Below are 17,711 nucleotides of genomic sequence, written 5' to 3'. Positions count from 1 at the left end.
TCCCGATCTTGCGTTCTTCGAAGCTACCAATTGGGTCTTCGCAGAAACCTGAGCACCTCTCCCTCCGGGAGAGGTCGACGCGAGAAGCGCGTCGGGTGAGGGTCTAGGCGTTCGCCGCGATCATCGCCCTCACCCCAACCCCTCTCCCTAAGGGAGAGGGGCTAAGAATCTGAGCAGATGGAGAGGGCCTAGAGTCGGCACTTCCTTCCGGCAGCTGATTCACATCTCCGCGGAAACCTGAGCCTCTCTCCCTGTGGGAGAGGTCGACGCGCAAAGCGCGTCGGGTGAGGGCAGAGGTTTTTTCTGCGAACTTTCCCCTTCACCCCAACCCCTCTCCCGGAGGGAGAGGGGCTTCAGAACGGAGCTCTACTCACGCGATATCCGGCAACCCGCCGATCACCTTCTCCAGCGTGATCGGGTACTCGCGCACCCGCACACCGGTTGCGTTGTGGATCGCGTTGGCGATCGCCGCGGGCACACCGCACAATCCGAGCTCACCCACGCCCTTCGCCTTCATCGGCGAACTGTCGGCGTCCGCCTCGTCAAGAAACACCACCTCCTGCACCGGGATATCCGCATGCACGGGCACCTCGTAACCGGCGAGGTCGTGATTGACGAAGAAGCCCATCGTCGTGTCGACGGCCAGTTCCTCGCTCAGCGCCGCACCGACGCCCATCGTCATCGCGCCGATCATCTGGCTGCGCGCCTGCTTCGGATTGAGGATGCGACCCGCTGCAGCGACCGACAGCATGCGGCGCACGCGCGTCTCGCCGGTGTGCACGTCGACGCCGACCTCAGCGAAATGCGCGGCGAAGGTGCTGAGTACCTTCTGCTTGTCGAGATCGCCGAACTCGATCGCGTCCTCGACGACGATCTGTCCGTCGCCTGCGGCATCGGCGAGTGACACCGACTTGCCGCCGGCGCTGACCTTGCCGTCGGCGAACTCCGCCGCTGCGGGATCGAGTTCGAGCTTGGTCGCCACGACCTCGCGCAGCTTCATGCAGGCCGCATAGACACCGGCCGTCGCACTGTTCGCGCCCCACTGGCCGCCGGAACCGGCGGAGGCGGGGAAGTCGGAGTCGCCCAGCTTCACGTCGATCGATTCGATCGGCAGGCCCAGCGTTTCCGCTGCGGTCTGCGCGATGATCGTGTAGCTGCCGGTGCCGATGTCGGTCATGTCGGTTTCGACGGTGACTCGGCCATCGCCATCGAGGCGCACGCGGGCGCCAGACTTCATCACCGGCGCGTTGCGGAAGCCGGCGGCGACGCCCATGCCGATCAGCCAGCGGCCGTCGCGCACAGTGCCGTGCGCCTTGCGTGCATCCCAGCCGAACTTCTCCGCGCCCTGGCGCAGGCACTCGACCAGCTGACGCTGCGAGAACGGACGCTCGGGCTTTTCGGGATCGACCTGGGTGTCGTTGCGAATGCGGAACTCGACCGGATCCATGCCGAGCTTGTCGGCGATTTCGTCGATCGCGATTTCCAGCGCCATCATGCCCGGCGTCTCGCCCGGCGCACGCATCGCATTGCCTTCCGGCAGATCGAGCGTCGCGAGGCGCATCTTGCTCATGCGGTGTTCGCCGGCGTAGAGCAGGCGCGTCTGCTGCACGGCGACTTCAGGACCGCCGCCTTCCAGATCGCCCGACCAGCTTTCGTGGCCCATCGCGGTGATGCGGCCGTCCTTGTTCGCGCCGATGCGGATGCGTTGCAGCGTGGCGGGGCGGTGCGTCGTGTTGTTGGCGATCAACGGGCGATGCAGCGCAACCTTGACCGCACGCTTGGCGGCCTTCGCACCGAGTGCGGCGAGCACGGCATCGGCGCGCACGAAGAGCTTGCCGCCAAAGCCGCCGCCGATGTACGGCGACACCAGACGCACCTTGTCCGGCGCGATACCGAGCGTGCGGGCCACATCGCCCTTGCCCCAGGCGATCATCTGGTTCGAGGTCCAGATGGTGACCTTGTCGCCGTCCCACTCAGCGAGCGAGGCCATCGGCTCCATCATCGCGTGCGACTGGTCGGGCGTGGTGTAGGTCTCGTCCAGCGTGACTTCGGCCGATGCGAATGCGGCATCGAAATCGCCGACCGCGGTATCGGCCGGCGTGTCGCCGCCCTGCGGTTTCACCGCGTTGTCCTTTTCGGCTTCCAGCGAAAAACGGCCGCGACCGCGCGTATAGACCACGCGCACCAGCGACGCGGCAGCGCGCGCCTGTTCGAAGGTGTCGGCGACCACGAGTGCGATCGCCTGATGGTAATGCTGGATCTCCGGGCCGCCGAGCAGCTTCGCAGTGTTCATGCGGCCCTGGCCCAGCTTGCCGGCGTTCTGCGCAGTAACGACAGCGAGCACGCCCGGCGCGCGTTCGACGGCGCTGGTGTCGATCGAGGCGATGCGCCCCTTCGCGATCCCGGCCCCGATAACGTGGCCATACGCCGCGCGCTCGGTCACGTCGTGCCATTCGTAGGCGTAATGCGCGGTGCCGGTGACCTTGTGCGGGCCATCGATGCGGTCGAGCGGCTGGCCGACGACGCGCATCGCGTCGATCGGGTTCTGGCCTGCGGGTGTGTCGAACTTCATGACGTGGCCTCCTGGGCTTCGGCCAGGGCCGCAGCGATGGTGCGCTCGGCGAGAATCAGCTTGAACCGGTTGTCTTCGGTCGGCGCGGCGCCTTCGAACAGACGCGCCGCGACGGCTTTGGCGCCACGCGGCAGTTCCGCATCGGCTGCATCGCTGCGCCACGGTTTGTGGGCAACACCGCCGACGACAACGCGTCCGCTGCCGTCGCGCTGCACGATCGCGGCGACCGACACCAGCGCGAACGCATACGACGCGCGATCGCGGACCTTGCGATAGATCTGGCGACCGCCGACCGGCGGCGGCAGCACGACGGCCGTGATGAGTTCGCCGGCTTCGAGCACCGTTTCGCGCTGCGGCGTATTGCCCGGCGCGAGATAAAAGTCATCCAGCGGGATGCGACGCGTCTGACCGTCGGCCTTGACGGTTTCGACGACCGCGTCGAGCGCGCGCATCGCGACCGCCATGTCGCTGGGATGCGTGGCGATGCAATCCTTGCTGCCCCCGATGACCGCGAGCTGGCGGCTGTAGCCTTCGAGCGCGCCGCAACCGCTGCCCGGCAGGCGTTTGTTGCAGGCCTGGTCGGTGTCGTAGAAATAGGGACAGCGCGTGCGCTGCAGCAGATTGCCGGCCGTCGTCGCGCGATTGCGCAGCTGGCCGGACGCGCCGGCGAGCAGGGCGCGCGACAGTAGCGGGTAATCCTTGCGCACGCGACGATCCGCCGCGAGATCGGTATTGCGCACGCCGGCGCCGATGCGCAGGCCACCGTCGTCGCTCTTCTCGATCGTGTCGAGCGAGAGCCCGTTGACGTCGACCAGATGCGCCGGCGTTTCGATCTCCAGCTTCATCAGGTCGAGCAGGTTGGTACCACCGCCGATGAACTTCGTGCCGGGCGTGCGCGCGGCCGCAGTGGCCGCCGCCGCGGCCGATTCCGCGCGTTCGAATCCGAAGGCCTTCATGCGCGTGCTCCCGACGCGCCGGCCACATCTTCGATCGCGTCGAGAATGTTGGCGTAGGCGCCGCAACGGCAGAGATTGCCGCTCATGCGCTCGCGGATCTCGGTGCCATTGATCGCAGGACGGGCCGTGAGGTCGGCCGTTACGTGACTAGGAATGCCGTCGCGGATTTCGCCGAGCACCGCGACCGCGGAGCAGATCTGACCGGGCGTGCAATAGCCGCACTGGAAGCCATCGTGCTTCACGAATGCGGCCTGCATCGGATGCAGCTTGTCCGGCGTGCCGAGGCCTTCGATGGTCGTGACCTTCGCGCCTGCGTTCATCACCGCCAGGCTCAGGCAGGTGTTGATGCGGCGGCCGTCGACGATCGCCGTGCACGCGCCGCACTGGCCGTGATCGCAGCCTTTCTTGGTGCCGGTGAGGTGGAGTTCCTCACGCAGGAAATCGAGCAGCGTCGTGCGCGTGTCGACCTCGCGCTCAACGGTTTCGCCGTTGACCTCCAGCGAGACGCGCTGGCGGACGGGTGGGCGCAACGGCATAGGCGTGGCGGCGGCATTGGCGGCCTGCGCGACGGCGGGCATGGCGACTGCGCCGGCCGACGTGGCGCCGGCCTTCAACAGTTCCCGGCGGGTGAGGGGAGACATGGACATTCCTCTGGCTGGCTCGAAAGGCTGGCTGGATGGGGGCACGCGGACAGGTGCAGGACGAGCATGCGGGTCCGCATGTTGTGGTGTGGTCAATGAATGCGGATGACGTCGGTAGAAACGTGCGCGCTCAGCGATTCCGGGCGCCGCGCCATTGCTGCAGCTGTGTGGCGATGCTCAGGGCGATCGCCTCCGGTCCGCGCCCGCATTGCGGAATGCCGACCGGCGAATGCAGGCGATTGGCCAGCGCCTCACGCTCGGCAGGGCGCATCAGCTTGAACAGATCGTCGCGGCGGCGTTGCGGCCCCAGCAGGCCGATGAAGGGAATGCGGGAGCCGGCCAATGCGGCCAGCGCATCGCGATCGGATTCGAAACCGTGGTGCATGACCAGCGCGACGTCCGCATGCGGGTGCGCGGCGACGGCATCGTCGGGGTGCAGGTCCAGCAGGTCCCCATGCGGCCCAGCGGCATCGCGCCAGCGCGCGCGGCGCTCCGAGACGATCACGCGCCAGCCCAGCGATCGCAGCATCGGGATCAGCGTCGGCGTTTCCGGACCGGCGCCCAGGATCAGCGCCTCGGGGGCGCGTTGCAGGGTCAGTGTCCAGTCCGTCGATGCGGATTGCGGCGCTTCGCCGACCGACAAATCCCACGACCACGCGCGGCCATCGAGACGGCAGGCGATGCGGCCACCGCGTTCGAGTCTGATCTCCAGTGCCTGGCCGCCGGCAAGCCATGCAGAGATCGCATCCGCAACCTGCGGCATTGCGGCCAGCGGCAACAGCGCCAGCAATTGCCGACCCCGGCAGCCGACTGCGCTGCCCGAGAACAGCGAATCGTCGTCGGTGGTATCGATCTCCAGCCATTCGAGGCGTCGGGCATCGCCGGCTGTCCGGGCGACGCGCTCGATCTCCGGTTCCAGACACCCGCCGCTGATCCAGCCGACATGCGGCCCATCGCCGAACAGCGCGAGTGCGCCGGTCGAGGCGTAGGTAGAGCCTTCGGTTTCGACGACGAGCGCGAGCACCGGCGCGCGACCGGCAGAGAGTGCATCGAACGCGGCCTGCAGCACGGCGCCGGGATTGCCTTCGGCGAAGCCTGGCGCAGGAGCGTGCAGCTCCGCGGCATTCGCGGCGACGGCGGAGGTAGCAACCGCCATCAGCAGGCGCCGTGCGCGGTGGCGTGGCGTGCGAAAGGCGAGTGCGTGGCTGGCGTGGGGCTGGCCATTGAAGATTCCGGACGGGTCGGTGGAAGAGTGTGTGGTGGGTCGTGAGTGTTGTGTGGACTGGGTGGGTGATCGGTGTGGGTGATTCGCGGCGTTTGCCCTCACCCCAACCCCTCTCTCGGAAGGAGAGAGGCTTTGTCGATGCGATCAGGGCGTTTGCGGCGGACGACGAGCGCCCAGTGAGCCCCTCTCCCCCTGGGAGAGGGGTTGGGGTGAGGGCAGCGCTCCGCGAAACAGTCACCGCGTCCGACGCACTCGGCACAGCGCCGCGCATGCACGCCAAACCCATTCCCGGCATCCTTGCAGGATCGCCCGCGTTTCTCGCCCAGGCCGAAACGACCACCACCGCTTTCCAGGAGTCGCCGATGTCCTTCGCCCCGCGTCGCCACATGACGCTGTCCCGCCTCGTGCTGTCCCTGTCGCTCGCCCTCGGCGTCGCGTCGCCCGTCATCGCGCAGGACACGCCTGCACCGGTGCTCGCGCCGCCGGCGAATGCCGCCGAGACCGCGCTGCGCGATCTCTACACGCGCGAGTGGGAATGGCGCCAGGCGGAATTCGTGCGCGAGAAGGTCGACGGGCGCTGGCAGGGCAGTGACCGGTTGCCGTCGGTGACGCCCGACGCATGGGCGCGCCGTGCGGATTACTGGAAGGCAGCGCTCGATGCGCTCGACGCGATTCCGCTCGACCAGCTGGGCCGCGAAGAACGCATCAATGCTGCCGTCTTCCGCACCTCGATCGAAGCCAGCGAAGCGAGTGCACGCTGGCGTACCTACGAGGCACCGTTCAACAGCGACAGCTTCTTCTGGGGCGGCATCAATCCGCGCCAGCCGTTCCAGACCGAGGCCGACTGGCGTCGGTTCATCGGTCGCCTGTCCGAAGTGCCGCGCTATTTCGACGAGCAGATCGCGAACATGGAAACGGGTCTCGCGCGTGGCTGGAGCGTGCCGCGCGCGACGCTCGAAGGCCGCGACAAGACACTCGATTCCTATGTGCTGACGGGCGAGACGAATCCGCTGCTGGTCACCTTCGACCGCATTCCCAACACGATTCCCGAGCCCGTGCGCACCCAGCTGCGCGAGGAAGGCCGGCGCGTCGTGCTGGATCAGACGATCCCCGCGTACTCGAAACTGCTGACCTTCATCCGCGGCGAGTATCTTCCGCGCACGCGCACGACCATCGCGGCCAGCGATCTGCCCGATGGCCGCGCGTTCTACCAGACCCAGATCCGCGAGTACGTCACCCGCGACATGTCCGCGCGCGAAATCCACGACTTCGGCCTCGCCGAGGTCGAACGCATCACTGCGGAAATGCGCGAAGTCATGGGCCGAGCCGGGTTCGAAGGCGACCTGCCGGCCTTCATCGAGTACCTGCGCACCGATCCGAAGTTCTACGCGAAGACGCCGCGCGAGTTGCTGGGCGAGGCTTCGCTGATCGCCAAGAAGATCGACGGCCAGTTGCAGTACGTGGTCGGCACGCTGCCGCGTTACCGCTTCACGATTCTGCCGGTCGCCGACGACATCGCGCCGATCTACACCTCGGGCCGCGGCGGACTGGAGGCCTGCTTCTTCAACACCTATGACCTGCCGTCGCGCCCGCTGTACAACCTGCCGGCGCTGGTGCTGCACGAGTGCGCGCCCGGGCACAGCTTCCAGGCCGCGCTCGCGCTCGAAGCGCCGGCACGTCCGGATTTCCGCCAGCAGACCTACTTCTCCGGCTACGGCGAAGGCTGGGGTCTGTACACCGAATGGCTCGGCACGCGCATGGGCATCTACGAGACGCCGTACGAGGAATTCGGCCGGCTGACGTTCGAGATGTGGCGCGCGGCGCGCCTGGTGATCGACACCGGTCTGCACGAATACGGCTGGACGCGGGACCAGGCGATCGATTACCTCGCCAGCCACACCGCGCTCGCGCGCCACGACGTGGTGACCGAGATCGACCGCTACATCTCCTGGCCGGGCCAGGCGCTGTCGTACTACATCGGCTACAAGACGATCCTCGATCTGCGCGCAGAAGCCGAGCGCGAGCTCGGCCCGGCCTTCGACCAGCGGCCCTTCCACGACACCATCCTCAATCTGGGCTCGGTGCCGTTGCCGGTGCTGGAGGAGGAAGTGCGGCGCTTCATCGCCGAGCAGAAGGCGGCGGGCAGGGCGGTGAACTGACGGAAGGGCAACTCCCTGCGTAGGGACTGGATCGCGTCGATTTCCCGCGCTACGCGTCGTGCGTTACATCTACCACGCACGGCTAAGGGTCGAGAGGCGAGCGCAACTCGACGGCGCGCGGACTCCGTGCGCCTCACGCCTCGCGCATTTTCTTTTCCATGCGCGCGTGGTCGCGGCGGTAGCGCTGCGCCGCGCGCGTCTTCTGGGTGTCGGTCAGCAGCTTGCCCGACACCTGGAAGAACTTGCGTTCTTCCTCGCGCAGATGGTGGTGCACCTTTTCCGACAGCTGCTTTGCTTTCGCCATCCAGCCCGCGCCCGCGTGGTCGTTCGTCTGCAGATCCTCGACCAGTTCGTCCATCTGGTGATGCTCGTGCAGTGCGTGGCGCGAGGCGTCGAGGCCGGCGTCGTGCATCAGGATCGGCGCATAGAGAAAGCGCTCCTCCGCGGCGGCATGGGCCGCCAGCTCGATACGCAGGTCGGTGAACAGTTCGATGCGGCGCTCGCTGTGCGGGGGCGCGCGCAGCAGCTTGCGGCACAGCGAGCGCTGGCGTTCGTGGCTCTCACGCAGGGCGTCGTAGATGGTCTCGGGCATGGCGGGCTCCATGGTGGGCTGGCTGGCTGTGAGCACGGTATGCACGGGCGGGTGGAGCCGGCGTTGACGCGCCGTTCCACCCATGCGCTTGAGTGCGCCCGCAGCAGCGCCGAGAATCGAGGCATCGGTCGCACAGGTGCGACGCAAGGAACGCCCCATGCAGAACCTCCGCGTGTCCACCGTCCAAGGCGCCACCGTGTGGCACGACCCGGCGGCCAACCGTGACTATTACGGGGATCTGATCGCGCCGCTGCACGGGCTGACCGATCTTGTCGTGCTGCCCGAGACCTTCACCAGCGGCTTCAGCAACGAGGCGATCGACCGCGCCGAAGACATGGATGGCCCGACCGTCGCGTGGATCCGCGAGCAGGCGGTCGCGCTGGATGCGGCAGTGACCGGCAGCGTGCAGCTGCGTGATGGCGACGGCGTCTACAACCGCATGCTGTGGGCGACGCCCGATGGAGAGTTGGCGCACTACAACAAGCGCCATCTGTTCCGTTACGCGAACGAGCACAAGCGTTACGCCGCCGGTCGCGATCGATTGACGGTCGAATGGAAAGGCTGGCGGATCAATCCGCAGGTCTGTTACGACCTGCGCTTCCCGGTGTTCTGCCGTAACCGCTTCGACGTCGAGCGCCCGGACGGCCTGGATTTCGACCTGCAGCTGTTCGTTGCCAACTGGCCCGCCGCGCGCGCCTACGCGTGGAAGACCCTGCTGCGCGCGCGGGCAATCGAGAATCTCTGCTACGTGGTCGGCGTCAATCGCGTCGGCACGGATGGGAATGGGCTGGCGTATTCCGGCGACAGCGTGGTGCTGGACATGCTGGGCCAGCCGCTGAGCGAATCGACGGACATGGAGGTGGTGTCGACGACGACCTTGTCGGCGGCGCAGTTGCAGGCGCATCGGGAACATTTCCCGGCGATGCTGGATGCGGACCGGTTCGAGATTCTTTGAGGTCGCGCGCCTCGCGCCGCTGGTGCTGACGACGCGCCAAGTGCGCTCAACGCGCGCCTTTCACCTTCCCCATCGCATGCGCGCCGCGCAACAACATGCGGATCATGTGCGACAGCTCGTCCACCAGCGCTTCGTCGCGTTCCGGCGGGGAATCCAGCGCCGTGCCACCCATCGCGAACACCAGTCGGGTGATCGCCCGCGCCACCAGGCCCGGTTCGTGGAACACGATCCCCTGGGCGGCGGCGATGCGGACCAGATCCGCGCGCAATTCGACTTCGAAGAACTGGAGCTGGCGGTCGACGGCGCGCTTGAAGGCGTCCGAGCCGACGGTGCCTTCGCGCAGCAGCACATGCAGCAGCTTGTCGTCGGCGCGCAGGCGTTCCATGAAGGCTTCGAGCGAGCCGCGGACGATGCTGCGGCCGGCGACGGCGCGCTTGCGGGCATCACCGACGATGTTGCGCAGCGATTCGCCGGCCAGCTCGATCAGGGCGACCGCCAGTTCGTCCATGTCGTGGAACTGGCGATAGAAGCTGTTCGGCGCGATCCCGGCTTCCCGGGCGACTTCACGCAGGCTGAGGGTCGAGACGCTGCGGTGCGCGCCGGTCAGGCGCAGGGCGGCGGCGATCAGGTCCTCGCGGACGATCACCGGTTTGCGTCCGGCCTGGCTGTCCGGGGGACTCTGGCCGGGGTCGCCGCTGTCTGATGCGAGGGTGCGGGCGGTCACGGTAGGCCGTCGGAAGACTGGGCGGTCAGCATAGCAGCGTCCATTAATGTACAACTGTATACACGGCTGTGCGGATGGGTGTACATTGCTTCCCATGTCGACCGTCCAGCCCATGAAGCCGTCCCGCCGTAGCCGCCTGCGCAGGCTCGCCACGCCGTTCGTCGTGCCGCCCGTGTTCGATTTCTGGGCGCAGCGCCTGCATCCGACCTGGAGCTGGGAGCGGCCGCTGGCCCGCGTGGTTGCGCATGCGCCGGCCGCGTCGAATGCGGTCACCCTGACGCTGAAGCCGAATCGTCACTGGGCGGGCGCGCAGGCCGGTCAGCACGTGAATCTGACCGCCGATATCGACGGCGTGCGGATCACCCGCAGCTACAGCCTCGATGCGCCGGTCGCCGCCGATGGCCGCATTACGGTCACGGTGAAGGGTGTCGACGAAGGCCGCATGAGCCGGCATCTGCTGGCCGCTGCGCGCCGCGGTGACGTGTTCGATATCGGTCCCGCGTTCGGTGATCTGGTGCTGCCGACCAAGGTCGATGGCAGCTGGCTGTTTCTGGCCGCCGGCAGCGGTGTCACGCCCTTGATGGCATTGGTCCGCCAGCTGGCCGGGCAGGGCATGCCGGTGCCGCTGACGCTGGTCTACTGGGCGCGCACGCGCGCCGAACTGTGCTTCGTCGACGAGCTGCGCGTACTCGCTGCGCGCCATGCCGGCTTCGATGTGCGTTTCGTGCTGACCCGCGAAGCCGCCACCGCGGACGACGAAGCCGCCGGTCGTATCGACGCCGGACTGCTCGACACACTGGTGCCCGATCTCGCCACGCGCCAGGTGTACGCCTGCGGCCCGGGCGGCTTCGTCACCACGGCCACCGGACTCGTCGAAGACCGCGTGCCGTTGCTGCGCACCGAAGCCTTCACCCCGCCGCCGCGTCCGCAGACCGACGACAGCGGCATGGTCGAAGTGCGTCTGGCGCGCAGCGGTCGCGCATTGCAGCTGCCGCGCGGCGTGCCGCTGCTGCAGGCGCTGGAAGCCGAGGGCCTGAAGCCGAAGTCCGGCTGCCGCATGGGCATCTGCAATACCTGCGCCTGTGGCAAGGCGTCCGGTGCCACGCGCGATCTGCGCACCGGCGCCGCGAATACCGAGGCGACTGCCGCGCTGAAGCTGTGCATCAGCAGCGCCGTGTCCGATCTCGTGCTCGATCTCTGAACACGCCGCGTCGAAACGTTCCGCTCTGCTTTGAAAGATCCTGTTTTGAATTCCGGAGTCGTCATGTCCAAGCTCACTGCCACGCGCCGCCTCTCCACGCAGGAACTCGATGCCTTCGGCGCCGAGCTCGATGCGTTGCACACGCGCACGATGGCCCAGGTCGGCAAGGTCGACGCCACCTACATCCGCCGCGTCGTGCGCTGGGTGCGCTATTGCGCGGTGCTCGGTCGCGGTTTGCTTTTCGTCGGTGCGATCGGCGGCGCGTTCGTGCCGTGGCTGTTGTGGCCGGCGTGTATCGCCGGTGTCGTGTTCCTGGCGCTGGCCAAGATCCTCGAGAACATGGAAGTCGGCCACAACGTCATGCACGGCCAGTACGACTGGATGCACGATCCCGAACTCGACAGCAAGAAGTACGAGTGGGACATCATGGCGACCGGCGACAACTGGCGTCATTCGCACAACTTCCGCCATCACACCTACACCAACGTCCGCGGCATGGACGACGACATCGGCTACGGCCTGCTGCGCATTTTTCCCGAACAGCGCTGGCGCCCGTTCTATCTGATGCAGCCGGTGATCGCGGTGATATTCGCGCTGTACTTCCAGTGGGGCGTGGCGATCCAGGAACTCAAGCTCGGCCGCTTCTTCGCCGGCAAGATGCCCAAGGGCAAGCTGGCGCGCGATTTCGCGCCGGTCGGTCGCAAGATGGGGCGTCAGCTGGTGAAGGACTATGTGATCTTCCCGCTGCTGGCCGGTCCGTTCTTCCTGCCGGTGCTGCTGGGCAACCTGGTCGCCAACGGCATCCGCAACGTGTGGACCTACGTCGTGATCTTCTGTGGCCACTTCACTGCCGATGTCGAAACCTTTCCGAAGGAGAGCATCCGCAACGAGTCGCGTGGTCACTGGTACATGCGTCAGCTGCGTGGGTCGTCGAACATCGGCGGCGGCAAGGTCATGAACCTGTTGACCGGCAACCTGAGCCACCAGATCGAGCACCACTTCTTCCCCGACGTGCCGGCGCATCGCTACGCGACGCTCGCCGTCGAAGTGCGCGAGATCTGCCAGCGCTACGGCCAGCCGTACAACACCGGCTCCCTGCCGCGCCAGTTCGGTGAAGTGTCCTGGCGCATCCTGCGGCATGCGTTTCCGAGCCGTCCGCGTCGCGCGGCGGGCTCGCGCAAGCTGCAGACCGCCTGAGCGAGGGGCGCTTACGCGCCGCGAGTGAAGCACCCGAAACGCGGCCGCTCCGGCGGGCGCGTTTTCGTATGTGCGGTTCGGGATTCATGCGGGTCCGCGGCGCCTGCCGCGGCGATGGAAATAGACCTGCTCGGCGGCGCGACGCAGCAGCGGCGAATGCAGCAGCAGGTTCACCGGCCAGTCCATCTGCAGATGATCGAAAGCCCAGCGCAGGCAGCGCTTCGCGCGGAAGCGTGGCGCGGCGGTGTCAGCGATCCGCTCTGGCGAGAGGTCGGCGCCGAGCCGGTGCTGGGCGATTGCGCGGCCGATCGCCTCGCCATGCGCCCAGGCCGAATGGATGCCGCCGGCGGTCAACGGCGACACGATGCCGGCGGCATCACCGGTCAGGATCACGCCGGGTGCGGCGAGGCGTTCGACTGGTCCGCCGCAGGGAATCAGGCCGGCGCGCGTCGCAGCGGGCTGCAGGGTCGACGGCAGTCCCAGGCGTGTGCCGACGCGTGCGCGGAAGCTGTCGATATCCGGTACGCCATGACGATCCGCGCGATGCCGGAACGCGAGTCCGAGCTGCACGCCGGTCGGCGACTGCGCGGCCCAGCCGATGTAACCGGGCGCGAGTGTGCGGTCGATGAAGCAGTGCAGGGCGTCGGGTTCCGCCAACGTGGCGCCGTGGAATTCGTGTTCGACGCCGTAGAGAAACGCCTCGACCAGACCCAGACCGGCGCGTTGGGCGACGCGTGATTTCGCGCCGTCGGCGCCGATCAGCCAGCGCGTGCTGCCCAGTCCTGTGATCTGCCAGCCGGCGCGTTCGCGCTGGGCATCGGTGAACGACTGCATCAGCCGCAGATCGACGCCGGCCTCGCGCATCTCGTCGGCCAGCCAGCGCAGCACGTTCGGCGTGTCGGTGGTCAGGAACGCGTAGTCGTCGGCCTGCAACTGCAGGCTGTCGAGGCTCGGGGCGTACAGCCGCACGCGCGGCACCTGGCGACAGAGCGCCGGCGGCATGCGCCCGAGCCGGGTCTGCGAAAACGCTTCGGCGACGATGATGCCGGTCGTATGCAGGCGGATGCCGGGATCGTGTTTGCGTTCGAGCACGCAGACCCGCAGGCCTGCTTCCCGCGCGGCGAGCGCACACGCGGCGCCGGCAAAACTCGCGCCCACCACGACGACATCGAAATCGAATTGCGCGTATCCATCCAAACCGGCGGTCTCCATCCACGGGGGAGACACGAGTCTCGATCGCGTGGATGGAGCGCCGATGGCGGCGCGGTGAAGCGGGTATGAAGTCTCAGGCGCTGCGCGGCGGCAGGATCTGCTGCGTGGCCTGGCACAGCACGAACACCTTGCCGTCTTCGCTGCGCGCTTCGGCCGCGAGATGCAGCACGTTGCGCGTACGGGCGACGAGGCGCGCCTCGCAGATGATGTGCGTGGTCTCCGGCGTGACCGGTCGCAGGTACTGCGTATTGAGCGTCGCGGTGACGCTGGGCGGTGCGATCAGATACGAGAACGGTCCCAGCGTGTTGTCGAGCGCGGCGACGATGAAACCGCCCTGCATGTTGCCCATCGGATTGCGGTAGCGCGGCAGCACCGGAAAGCGCAGCGACATGCGCACGCCGTCTTCGTACTCGAGAAATTCGCCTTCCATGTCGAGCAGGCACGGTGGCGGCAGCAGGGCGTGCATCGCCGCCGGCGCGTTCGCGCGGATCAGATCGTTGATGGCGTCGCCGGTGATGGTCATGGGCGGACTCGTCGGGAGAAACGTCGAGTCTAGCGAGCGACGCGCACCGGAAAACAGAGGTCACAAACGAACACGGGGCCCGAGGGCCCCGTGCGTCAACACATCACGATGTGCGTGCGATCAGCGACCGCCTCCACCGCCACTGCGCGGGCCGCGATTGCCGCCGCCCGGCGGACGTCCGCCCGGACCACGATTGCCACCGCCGGGACCACCGGGGCCACGTGCGCCGGGGCCACCCGGACCCTTCGGGCCACGGTTGCCGCCGCCCGGACGCGGACCACGCGGGCCGGCGTTCGGATTGAAGCCACCCGGATTGGCGTGATCGGACGGGAAGCTCGGCGCGCTGTCGGGATGGCCGTACGGCGCACGCGGGCGCCCCGGACCACCACCGCCACCGGCCGGACGCGAGGCCCACGGACCCTGTCCGCCACCACCACCGCCGCCCGGACCACGCGGACCGCCGCCGCCCGCACCGCGCGGACCCTGTCCTGCGCCGCCGGGACCACCGGGGCCGCGCTTCTTCGCGCCCCCGGGACCGCCTGCGCCGCCGCCGTAGGGCTTCTTCGGGCCGCGGCCGTCGGCATTGCGGTGACCGGTCGGGCCGGTCTCCACGCCGTCCGGCACGTACCAGGTACGGAACGCAGCGGGATTGCCCTCGGGCAGGGCGCGCGCACCCTTGTCGGCGCGCTGCTTGAACGGCTTCTGCGACTGCTTGGCCGCGGCGTCGCCGCTGACCGTCAGGCCGCCTTGCGGCTTGCGCGGGCCGCCACGGCCACGGCCGCGGTCTTCGCGCACGTGGTCGAAGCGACGCAGTTCACGACCTTCATCCGCGCCGCTGTTCTGGCCGTTGACGTAGGCCTTGCCGGCGCCGCCCTTGCCCAGATGCACGGTCGACTTGGCGGCCTTGCGCTGGCCGATGACCGGCTGCAGCGTCAACGCCGGCGGCGGACCTTCCTCGAGCTTGAGTTCCTTGCGCAGCGATTCGACCTGCACATCCGCCAGTTCCTGCGACTGGCCGCGCAGCAGCGGCTGCGGCAGCGTGACCTGGCCGTAGCGCACGCGCTTGAGGCGGCTGACCTGGCAGCCCTGCGATTCCCACAAGCGGCGCACTTCGCGGTTGCGGCCTTCCTTGAGCAGCACCTGGAACCAGTCGTGCGAATCGGTGCCGCCGATGCGTTCGATCTCGTCGAACTTGGCCGGACCATCTTCCAGCGCGACGCCGCGCTTGAGGCGATCGACGAGCTTGTCGGACACCGTCTCTTCGCCTTCCGGCGCGCGCACGCGGCACACGTACTCGCGTTCGACTTCGTACGACGGATGCATCATCGCGTTCGCGAGTTCGCCGTCGGTGGTCAGCAGCAGCAGGCCGGTGGTGTTGATGTCGAGACGGCCGATCGCGATCCAGCGCGCACCCTTGAGCGCGGGCAGGGCCTCGAAGATCGTCGGACGGCCTTCGGGATCTTCGCGCGTGGTGACTTCGCCCTCTGGCTTGTTGTAGATCAGCACGCGCGCCGGTTCGGTCAGCGCGCTGGCGACGAACACCTTGCCGTCGAGCTCGATGCGGTCGCTGCCCTTGATCGACATGCCGGTCTGGGCGACTTCACCGTTGACCTTGACCAGGCCGTCGGCGATGCGCTGCTCGAGGGCGCGGCGCGAGCCGAGGCCGGCCTGGGCCAGCACCTTGTGCAGGCGCTCTTCGAGCTTGGGCGCGGCATCCGCGGCCGGGGCTTCACCGCGCTTGAGCGACAGCGGGGAACGGGCGGGTTTGTCGGTATTGCGTTGTTGCGTCATGAATGGCTCCGGTCGCTGTCGCCGTCTGCGGCGAGGGCGTCTTGTGCGTTGGTTGTTGCGGTGTCGTCGTCGGACGGAATGTCCGACGGGGTCTGGGTGTCGTCATCGGACACGTCGCCGGCGCTGTCGCCGTCGTCGTCTCCGGGTGCTGCTCCCGCGTCCTGCACGTCGTGCGGAACGTCGTCGTCGGCGGAGGCGATGTCGCTGCCTTCGTCCGCGTCGTCTGTAATGTCGTCTGCGTCGTCGGCATCGCGGTCGGCGTCGTCAGGCGCGGCGTCGTCGTTGGCGGACGCGATGCCGCCGACCGAGCGGTCCGCGGCGTCGGTGCCGGCGAAGCGCATCTGCGGATCGAGCTCGGCGAAATCCTTGAGTTCCGACAGCGGCGGCAGGTCGTCGAGACGACGGAGGCCGAAGTAATCGAGAAACCCCTTGGTCGTGCCGAGCAGTTCCGGGCGGCCGGGCATGTCGCGATGGCCGACGACGCGGATCCACTCGCGTTCTTCGAGCGCCTTGATGATGTTGCTGTTGGTCGCCACGCCACGCACCTGCTCGATCTCGCCGCGGGTAATCGGCTGGCGATAGGCGATCAGCGCCAGGGTTTCCAGCGTGGCGCGCGTGTACTTGGTCTGGCGCTCGGTCCACAGCCGGGACACCCAGCCGTGCACGTCGCCGCGCACCTGGTAGCGCCAGCCCGAGGCCAGCTCCACGAGTTCCACACCGCGATCGGCGCAGGCGGCCTGCAGGTCGACGAGCGCCTGCTTGAGGCTGCCCTCGGGCGCGGGTTCGTCGAGCGTGAACAGCGTTTCCAGCTGCGCCACGGTCAGCGGCTGCGACGAGGCGAGCAGGGCCGCTTCGACGATGCGATTGATGAAGGTCTGGTCCATCGGGACTGTTCGGAGATCCGGTCGGTGGTCAGGACTGGGCGGGTTCGGGGACGTCATCGTCGAACTCACTGGAGAACGTGGTCGGCGGCGCGGCGCCGTCGGCATCGGCGAGCGACTTGATGTAGATCGGCGCCAGCGGCGCCTCCTGCACGATGTCGAGCAGGCGTTCCTTGGTGAGCTCGAGGATCGACAGGAACGTCACCACGACGCCCAGCCGGCCTTCTTCGGGTTCGAACAGCGACTCGAAGCGGTGGAAATGACCGCCGGTGAGCCGGGTCAGCACTTCGCCCATGCGCTGGCGCACGCTCAGAGCATCGCGACGGATCGCATGACCGGTAAACAGCTCGGCGCGCTTGAGTACGTCGTGCAGCGCCAGCAGCATCTCGCGCAGATCGACCGGCGGCGGATCGCGGTTGATCGTGCGCTCGGGCAGCGTCGCCTGCGCCGGCGCGGTGTCGCGATCCTGGCGCGGCAGCCGGTCGATGTCTTCGGCCGCCTGCTTGAAACGTTCGTACTCCTGCAGCCGTCGCACCAGTTCCGCGCGCGGATCGCCTTCGTCGAGTTCGTCGGCCGGCGGGCGCGGCAGCAGCATCCGCGATTTGATCTCGGCCAGGATCGCGGCCATCACCAGATATTCGGCGGCGAGTTCGAACCGCAGCTCCTGCATCACGCCGATGTAGGCGACGTACTGCCTGGTGATGTCGGCGACCGGGATGTCGAGGATGTCGAGATTCTGGCGACGGATCAGGTAGAGCAACAGGTCGAGCGGGCCCTCGAACGCGTCGAGGATGACTTCCAGCGCATCCGGCGGAATGTACAGATCCTGCGGGATCTGCAACACCGGCTGGCCGTGCACCAGCGCCAGCGGGAATTCCTGCTGTTGCGGCTGGACGGCATGGGCGGACGCCTTGGCGTCGGATGCGGGCTGTGTCATTCGGTAGGCGACAGCGGCTGGGCGCTCGGGCGCGAAAAGTGGATCACGGTCGATGGATCGCTGGCAGGGCGGGCGACGGCGCGGCAGTCCGCAATGCGGGTCCGGTCGGTTGCGCGGCTCGGGCCGGCGCGAATACAAATGATGC

General features: G+C 67.8%; 14 protein-coding genes and 1 pseudogene. 4 read left to right on the top strand and 11 right to left on the bottom strand.

Annotated elements, in window-relative coordinates; genetic code table 11:
- Window positions 1-370: 370 nt before the first annotated feature.
- The 4 genes from paoC to AC3A4E_RS10615 form a co-directional block, all read right to left on the bottom strand.
- Entirely contained in the window at window positions 371-2,572 is a 2,202-nt protein-coding gene (gene paoC, locus AC3A4E_RS10630) for an aldehyde oxidoreductase molybdenum-binding subunit PaoC (protein ID WP_487631444.1), read from the bottom strand.
- Window positions 2,569-3,528: an FAD binding domain-containing protein gene (locus tag AC3A4E_RS10625; protein ID WP_487631443.1), complete on the bottom strand. Its 960-nt coding sequence runs from the start codon at window positions 3,526-3,528 to the stop codon at window positions 2,569-2,571. The genes paoC and AC3A4E_RS10625 overlap by 4 nt, the downstream gene beginning before the upstream one ends.
- On the bottom strand, window positions 3,525-4,169 hold the full coding sequence (gene paoA / locus AC3A4E_RS10620) for an aldehyde dehydrogenase iron-sulfur subunit PaoA (protein WP_487631442.1): 645 nt from the start codon (window positions 4,167-4,169) through the stop codon (window positions 3,525-3,527). Before paoA ends, AC3A4E_RS10625 begins: the two co-directional genes overlap by 4 nt.
- 130 nt (window positions 4,170-4,299) lie before the next feature.
- Window positions 4,300-5,325, bottom strand: coding sequence for an XdhC family protein (locus AC3A4E_RS10615; protein ID WP_487631441.1), 1,026 nt, complete (start codon window positions 5,323-5,325; stop codon window positions 4,300-4,302).
- Between the two features lie 455 nt (window positions 5,326-5,780).
- On the opposite strand from AC3A4E_RS10615, the gene AC3A4E_RS10610 reads away from it, so the two are divergent.
- Window positions 5,781-7,553, top strand: coding sequence for a DUF885 domain-containing protein (locus tag AC3A4E_RS10610; protein WP_487632054.1), 1,773 nt, complete (start codon window positions 5,781-5,783; stop codon window positions 7,551-7,553).
- Window positions 7,554-7,686: 133 nt separating this feature from the next.
- Here AC3A4E_RS10610 and AC3A4E_RS10605 read toward each other — a convergent pair whose 3' ends face one another.
- The gene (locus AC3A4E_RS10605; RefSeq protein ID WP_487631440.1) at window positions 7,687-8,145 is read right to left on the bottom strand and encodes a hemerythrin domain-containing protein; all 459 of its coding nucleotides are present in this window, start codon (window positions 8,143-8,145) and stop codon (window positions 7,687-7,689) included.
- 157 nt (window positions 8,146-8,302) lie between these two features.
- On the opposite strand from AC3A4E_RS10605, the gene AC3A4E_RS10600 reads away from it, so the two are divergent.
- Window positions 8,303-9,100 (top strand): amidohydrolase, encoded by a 798-nt coding sequence (locus tag AC3A4E_RS10600; RefSeq protein ID WP_487631439.1) that lies wholly within the window; start codon window positions 8,303-8,305, stop codon window positions 9,098-9,100.
- 46 nt (window positions 9,101-9,146) lie between these two features.
- Here the strand turns inward: AC3A4E_RS10600 and fabR are convergent, their stop codons facing one another.
- Window positions 9,147-9,824 carry an HTH-type transcriptional repressor FabR gene (fabR, locus tag AC3A4E_RS10595; protein ID WP_487632053.1) on the bottom strand — a complete coding sequence of 226 codons (678 nt, stop codon included), beginning with the start codon at window positions 9,822-9,824 and terminating at the stop codon, window positions 9,147-9,149.
- Between the two features lie 112 nt (window positions 9,825-9,936).
- Here fabR and AC3A4E_RS10590 point away from each other — a divergent pair, with 112 nt between their 5' ends.
- Window positions 9,937-11,025 (top strand): ferredoxin reductase, encoded by a 1,089-nt coding sequence (locus AC3A4E_RS10590; RefSeq protein WP_487631438.1) that lies wholly within the window; start codon window positions 9,937-9,939, stop codon window positions 11,023-11,025.
- A gap of 63 nt (window positions 11,026-11,088) precedes the next feature.
- Complete coding sequence (locus tag AC3A4E_RS10585; RefSeq protein ID WP_487631437.1) at window positions 11,089-12,222, top strand: fatty acid desaturase family protein; 1,134 nt, start codon at window positions 11,089-11,091, stop codon at window positions 12,220-12,222.
- An 84-nt stretch (window positions 12,223-12,306) separates the two neighbouring features.
- Here AC3A4E_RS10585 and AC3A4E_RS10580 read toward each other — a convergent pair whose 3' ends face one another.
- The 5 genes and pseudogenes from AC3A4E_RS10580 to AC3A4E_RS10560 all read right to left on the bottom strand — a co-directional run bounded on the left by AC3A4E_RS10580 (window position 12,307) and on the right by AC3A4E_RS10560 (window position 17,566).
- On the bottom strand, window positions 12,307-13,449 hold the full coding sequence (locus AC3A4E_RS10580) for an NAD(P)/FAD-dependent oxidoreductase (protein ID WP_487631436.1): 1,143 nt from the start codon (window positions 13,447-13,449) through the stop codon (window positions 12,307-12,309).
- A gap of 58 nt (window positions 13,450-13,507) precedes the next feature.
- Window positions 13,508-13,957: a PaaI family thioesterase gene (locus AC3A4E_RS10575; RefSeq protein ID WP_487631435.1), complete on the bottom strand. Its 450-nt coding sequence runs from the start codon at window positions 13,955-13,957 to the stop codon at window positions 13,508-13,510.
- A gap of 120 nt (window positions 13,958-14,077) precedes the next feature.
- Window positions 14,078-15,748 (bottom strand): pseudouridine synthase, encoded by a 1,671-nt coding sequence (locus AC3A4E_RS10570; RefSeq protein WP_487631434.1) that lies wholly within the window; start codon window positions 15,746-15,748, stop codon window positions 14,078-14,080.
- A gap of 23 nt (window positions 15,749-15,771) precedes the next feature.
- Window positions 15,772-16,632 (bottom strand): annotated as a pseudogene (gene scpB / locus AC3A4E_RS10565) (SMC-Scp complex subunit ScpB); the annotation flags it as partial.
- A 28-nt stretch (window positions 16,633-16,660) separates the two neighbouring features.
- Complete coding sequence (locus tag AC3A4E_RS10560; RefSeq protein WP_487631433.1) at window positions 16,661-17,566, bottom strand: segregation and condensation protein A; 906 nt, start codon at window positions 17,564-17,566, stop codon at window positions 16,661-16,663.
- Window positions 17,567-17,711: the final 145 nt, after the last annotated feature.

The sequence above is a fragment of the Luteimonas sp. Soil_N_1 genome (assembly GCF_057656255.1).
The sequence above is the reverse complement of the archived record's forward strand: the minus strand, read 5'-3'. Positions and strand labels throughout refer to the sequence as shown.

Excerpts from the sequence above, each read along its gene's own strand:
- paoC (WP_487631444.1), bottom strand. The coding sequence starts at position 2,572 with ATGAAGTTCGACACACCCGCAGGCCAGAACCCGATCGACGCGATGCGC.
- AC3A4E_RS10625 (WP_487631443.1), bottom strand. The coding sequence starts at position 3,528 with ATGAAGGCCTTCGGATTCGAACGCGCGGAATCGGCCGCGGCGGCGGCC.
- paoA (WP_487631442.1), bottom strand. The coding sequence starts at position 4,169 with ATGTCTCCCCTCACCCGCCGGGAACTGTTGAAGGCCGGCGCCACGTCG.
- AC3A4E_RS10615 (WP_487631441.1), bottom strand. The coding sequence starts at position 5,325 with ATGGCGGTTGCTACCTCCGCCGTCGCCGCGAATGCCGCGGAGCTGCAC.
- AC3A4E_RS10610 (WP_487632054.1), top strand. The coding sequence starts at position 5,781 with ATGACGCTGTCCCGCCTCGTGCTGTCCCTGTCGCTCGCCCTCGGCGTC.
- AC3A4E_RS10605 (WP_487631440.1), bottom strand. The coding sequence starts at position 8,145 with ATGCCCGAGACCATCTACGACGCCCTGCGTGAGAGCCACGAACGCCAG.
- AC3A4E_RS10600 (WP_487631439.1), top strand. The coding sequence starts at position 8,303 with ATGCAGAACCTCCGCGTGTCCACCGTCCAAGGCGCCACCGTGTGGCAC.
- AC3A4E_RS10590 (WP_487631438.1), top strand. The coding sequence starts at position 9,937 with ATGAAGCCGTCCCGCCGTAGCCGCCTGCGCAGGCTCGCCACGCCGTTC.
- AC3A4E_RS10585 (WP_487631437.1), top strand. The coding sequence starts at position 11,089 with ATGTCCAAGCTCACTGCCACGCGCCGCCTCTCCACGCAGGAACTCGAT.
- AC3A4E_RS10575 (WP_487631435.1), bottom strand. The coding sequence starts at position 13,957 with ATGACCATCACCGGCGACGCCATCAACGATCTGATCCGCGCGAACGCG.
- AC3A4E_RS10570 (WP_487631434.1), bottom strand. The coding sequence starts at position 15,748 with ATGACGCAACAACGCAATACCGACAAACCCGCCCGTTCCCCGCTGTCG.
- AC3A4E_RS10560 (WP_487631433.1), bottom strand. The coding sequence starts at position 17,566 with ATGACACAGCCCGCATCCGACGCCAAGGCGTCCGCCCATGCCGTCCAG.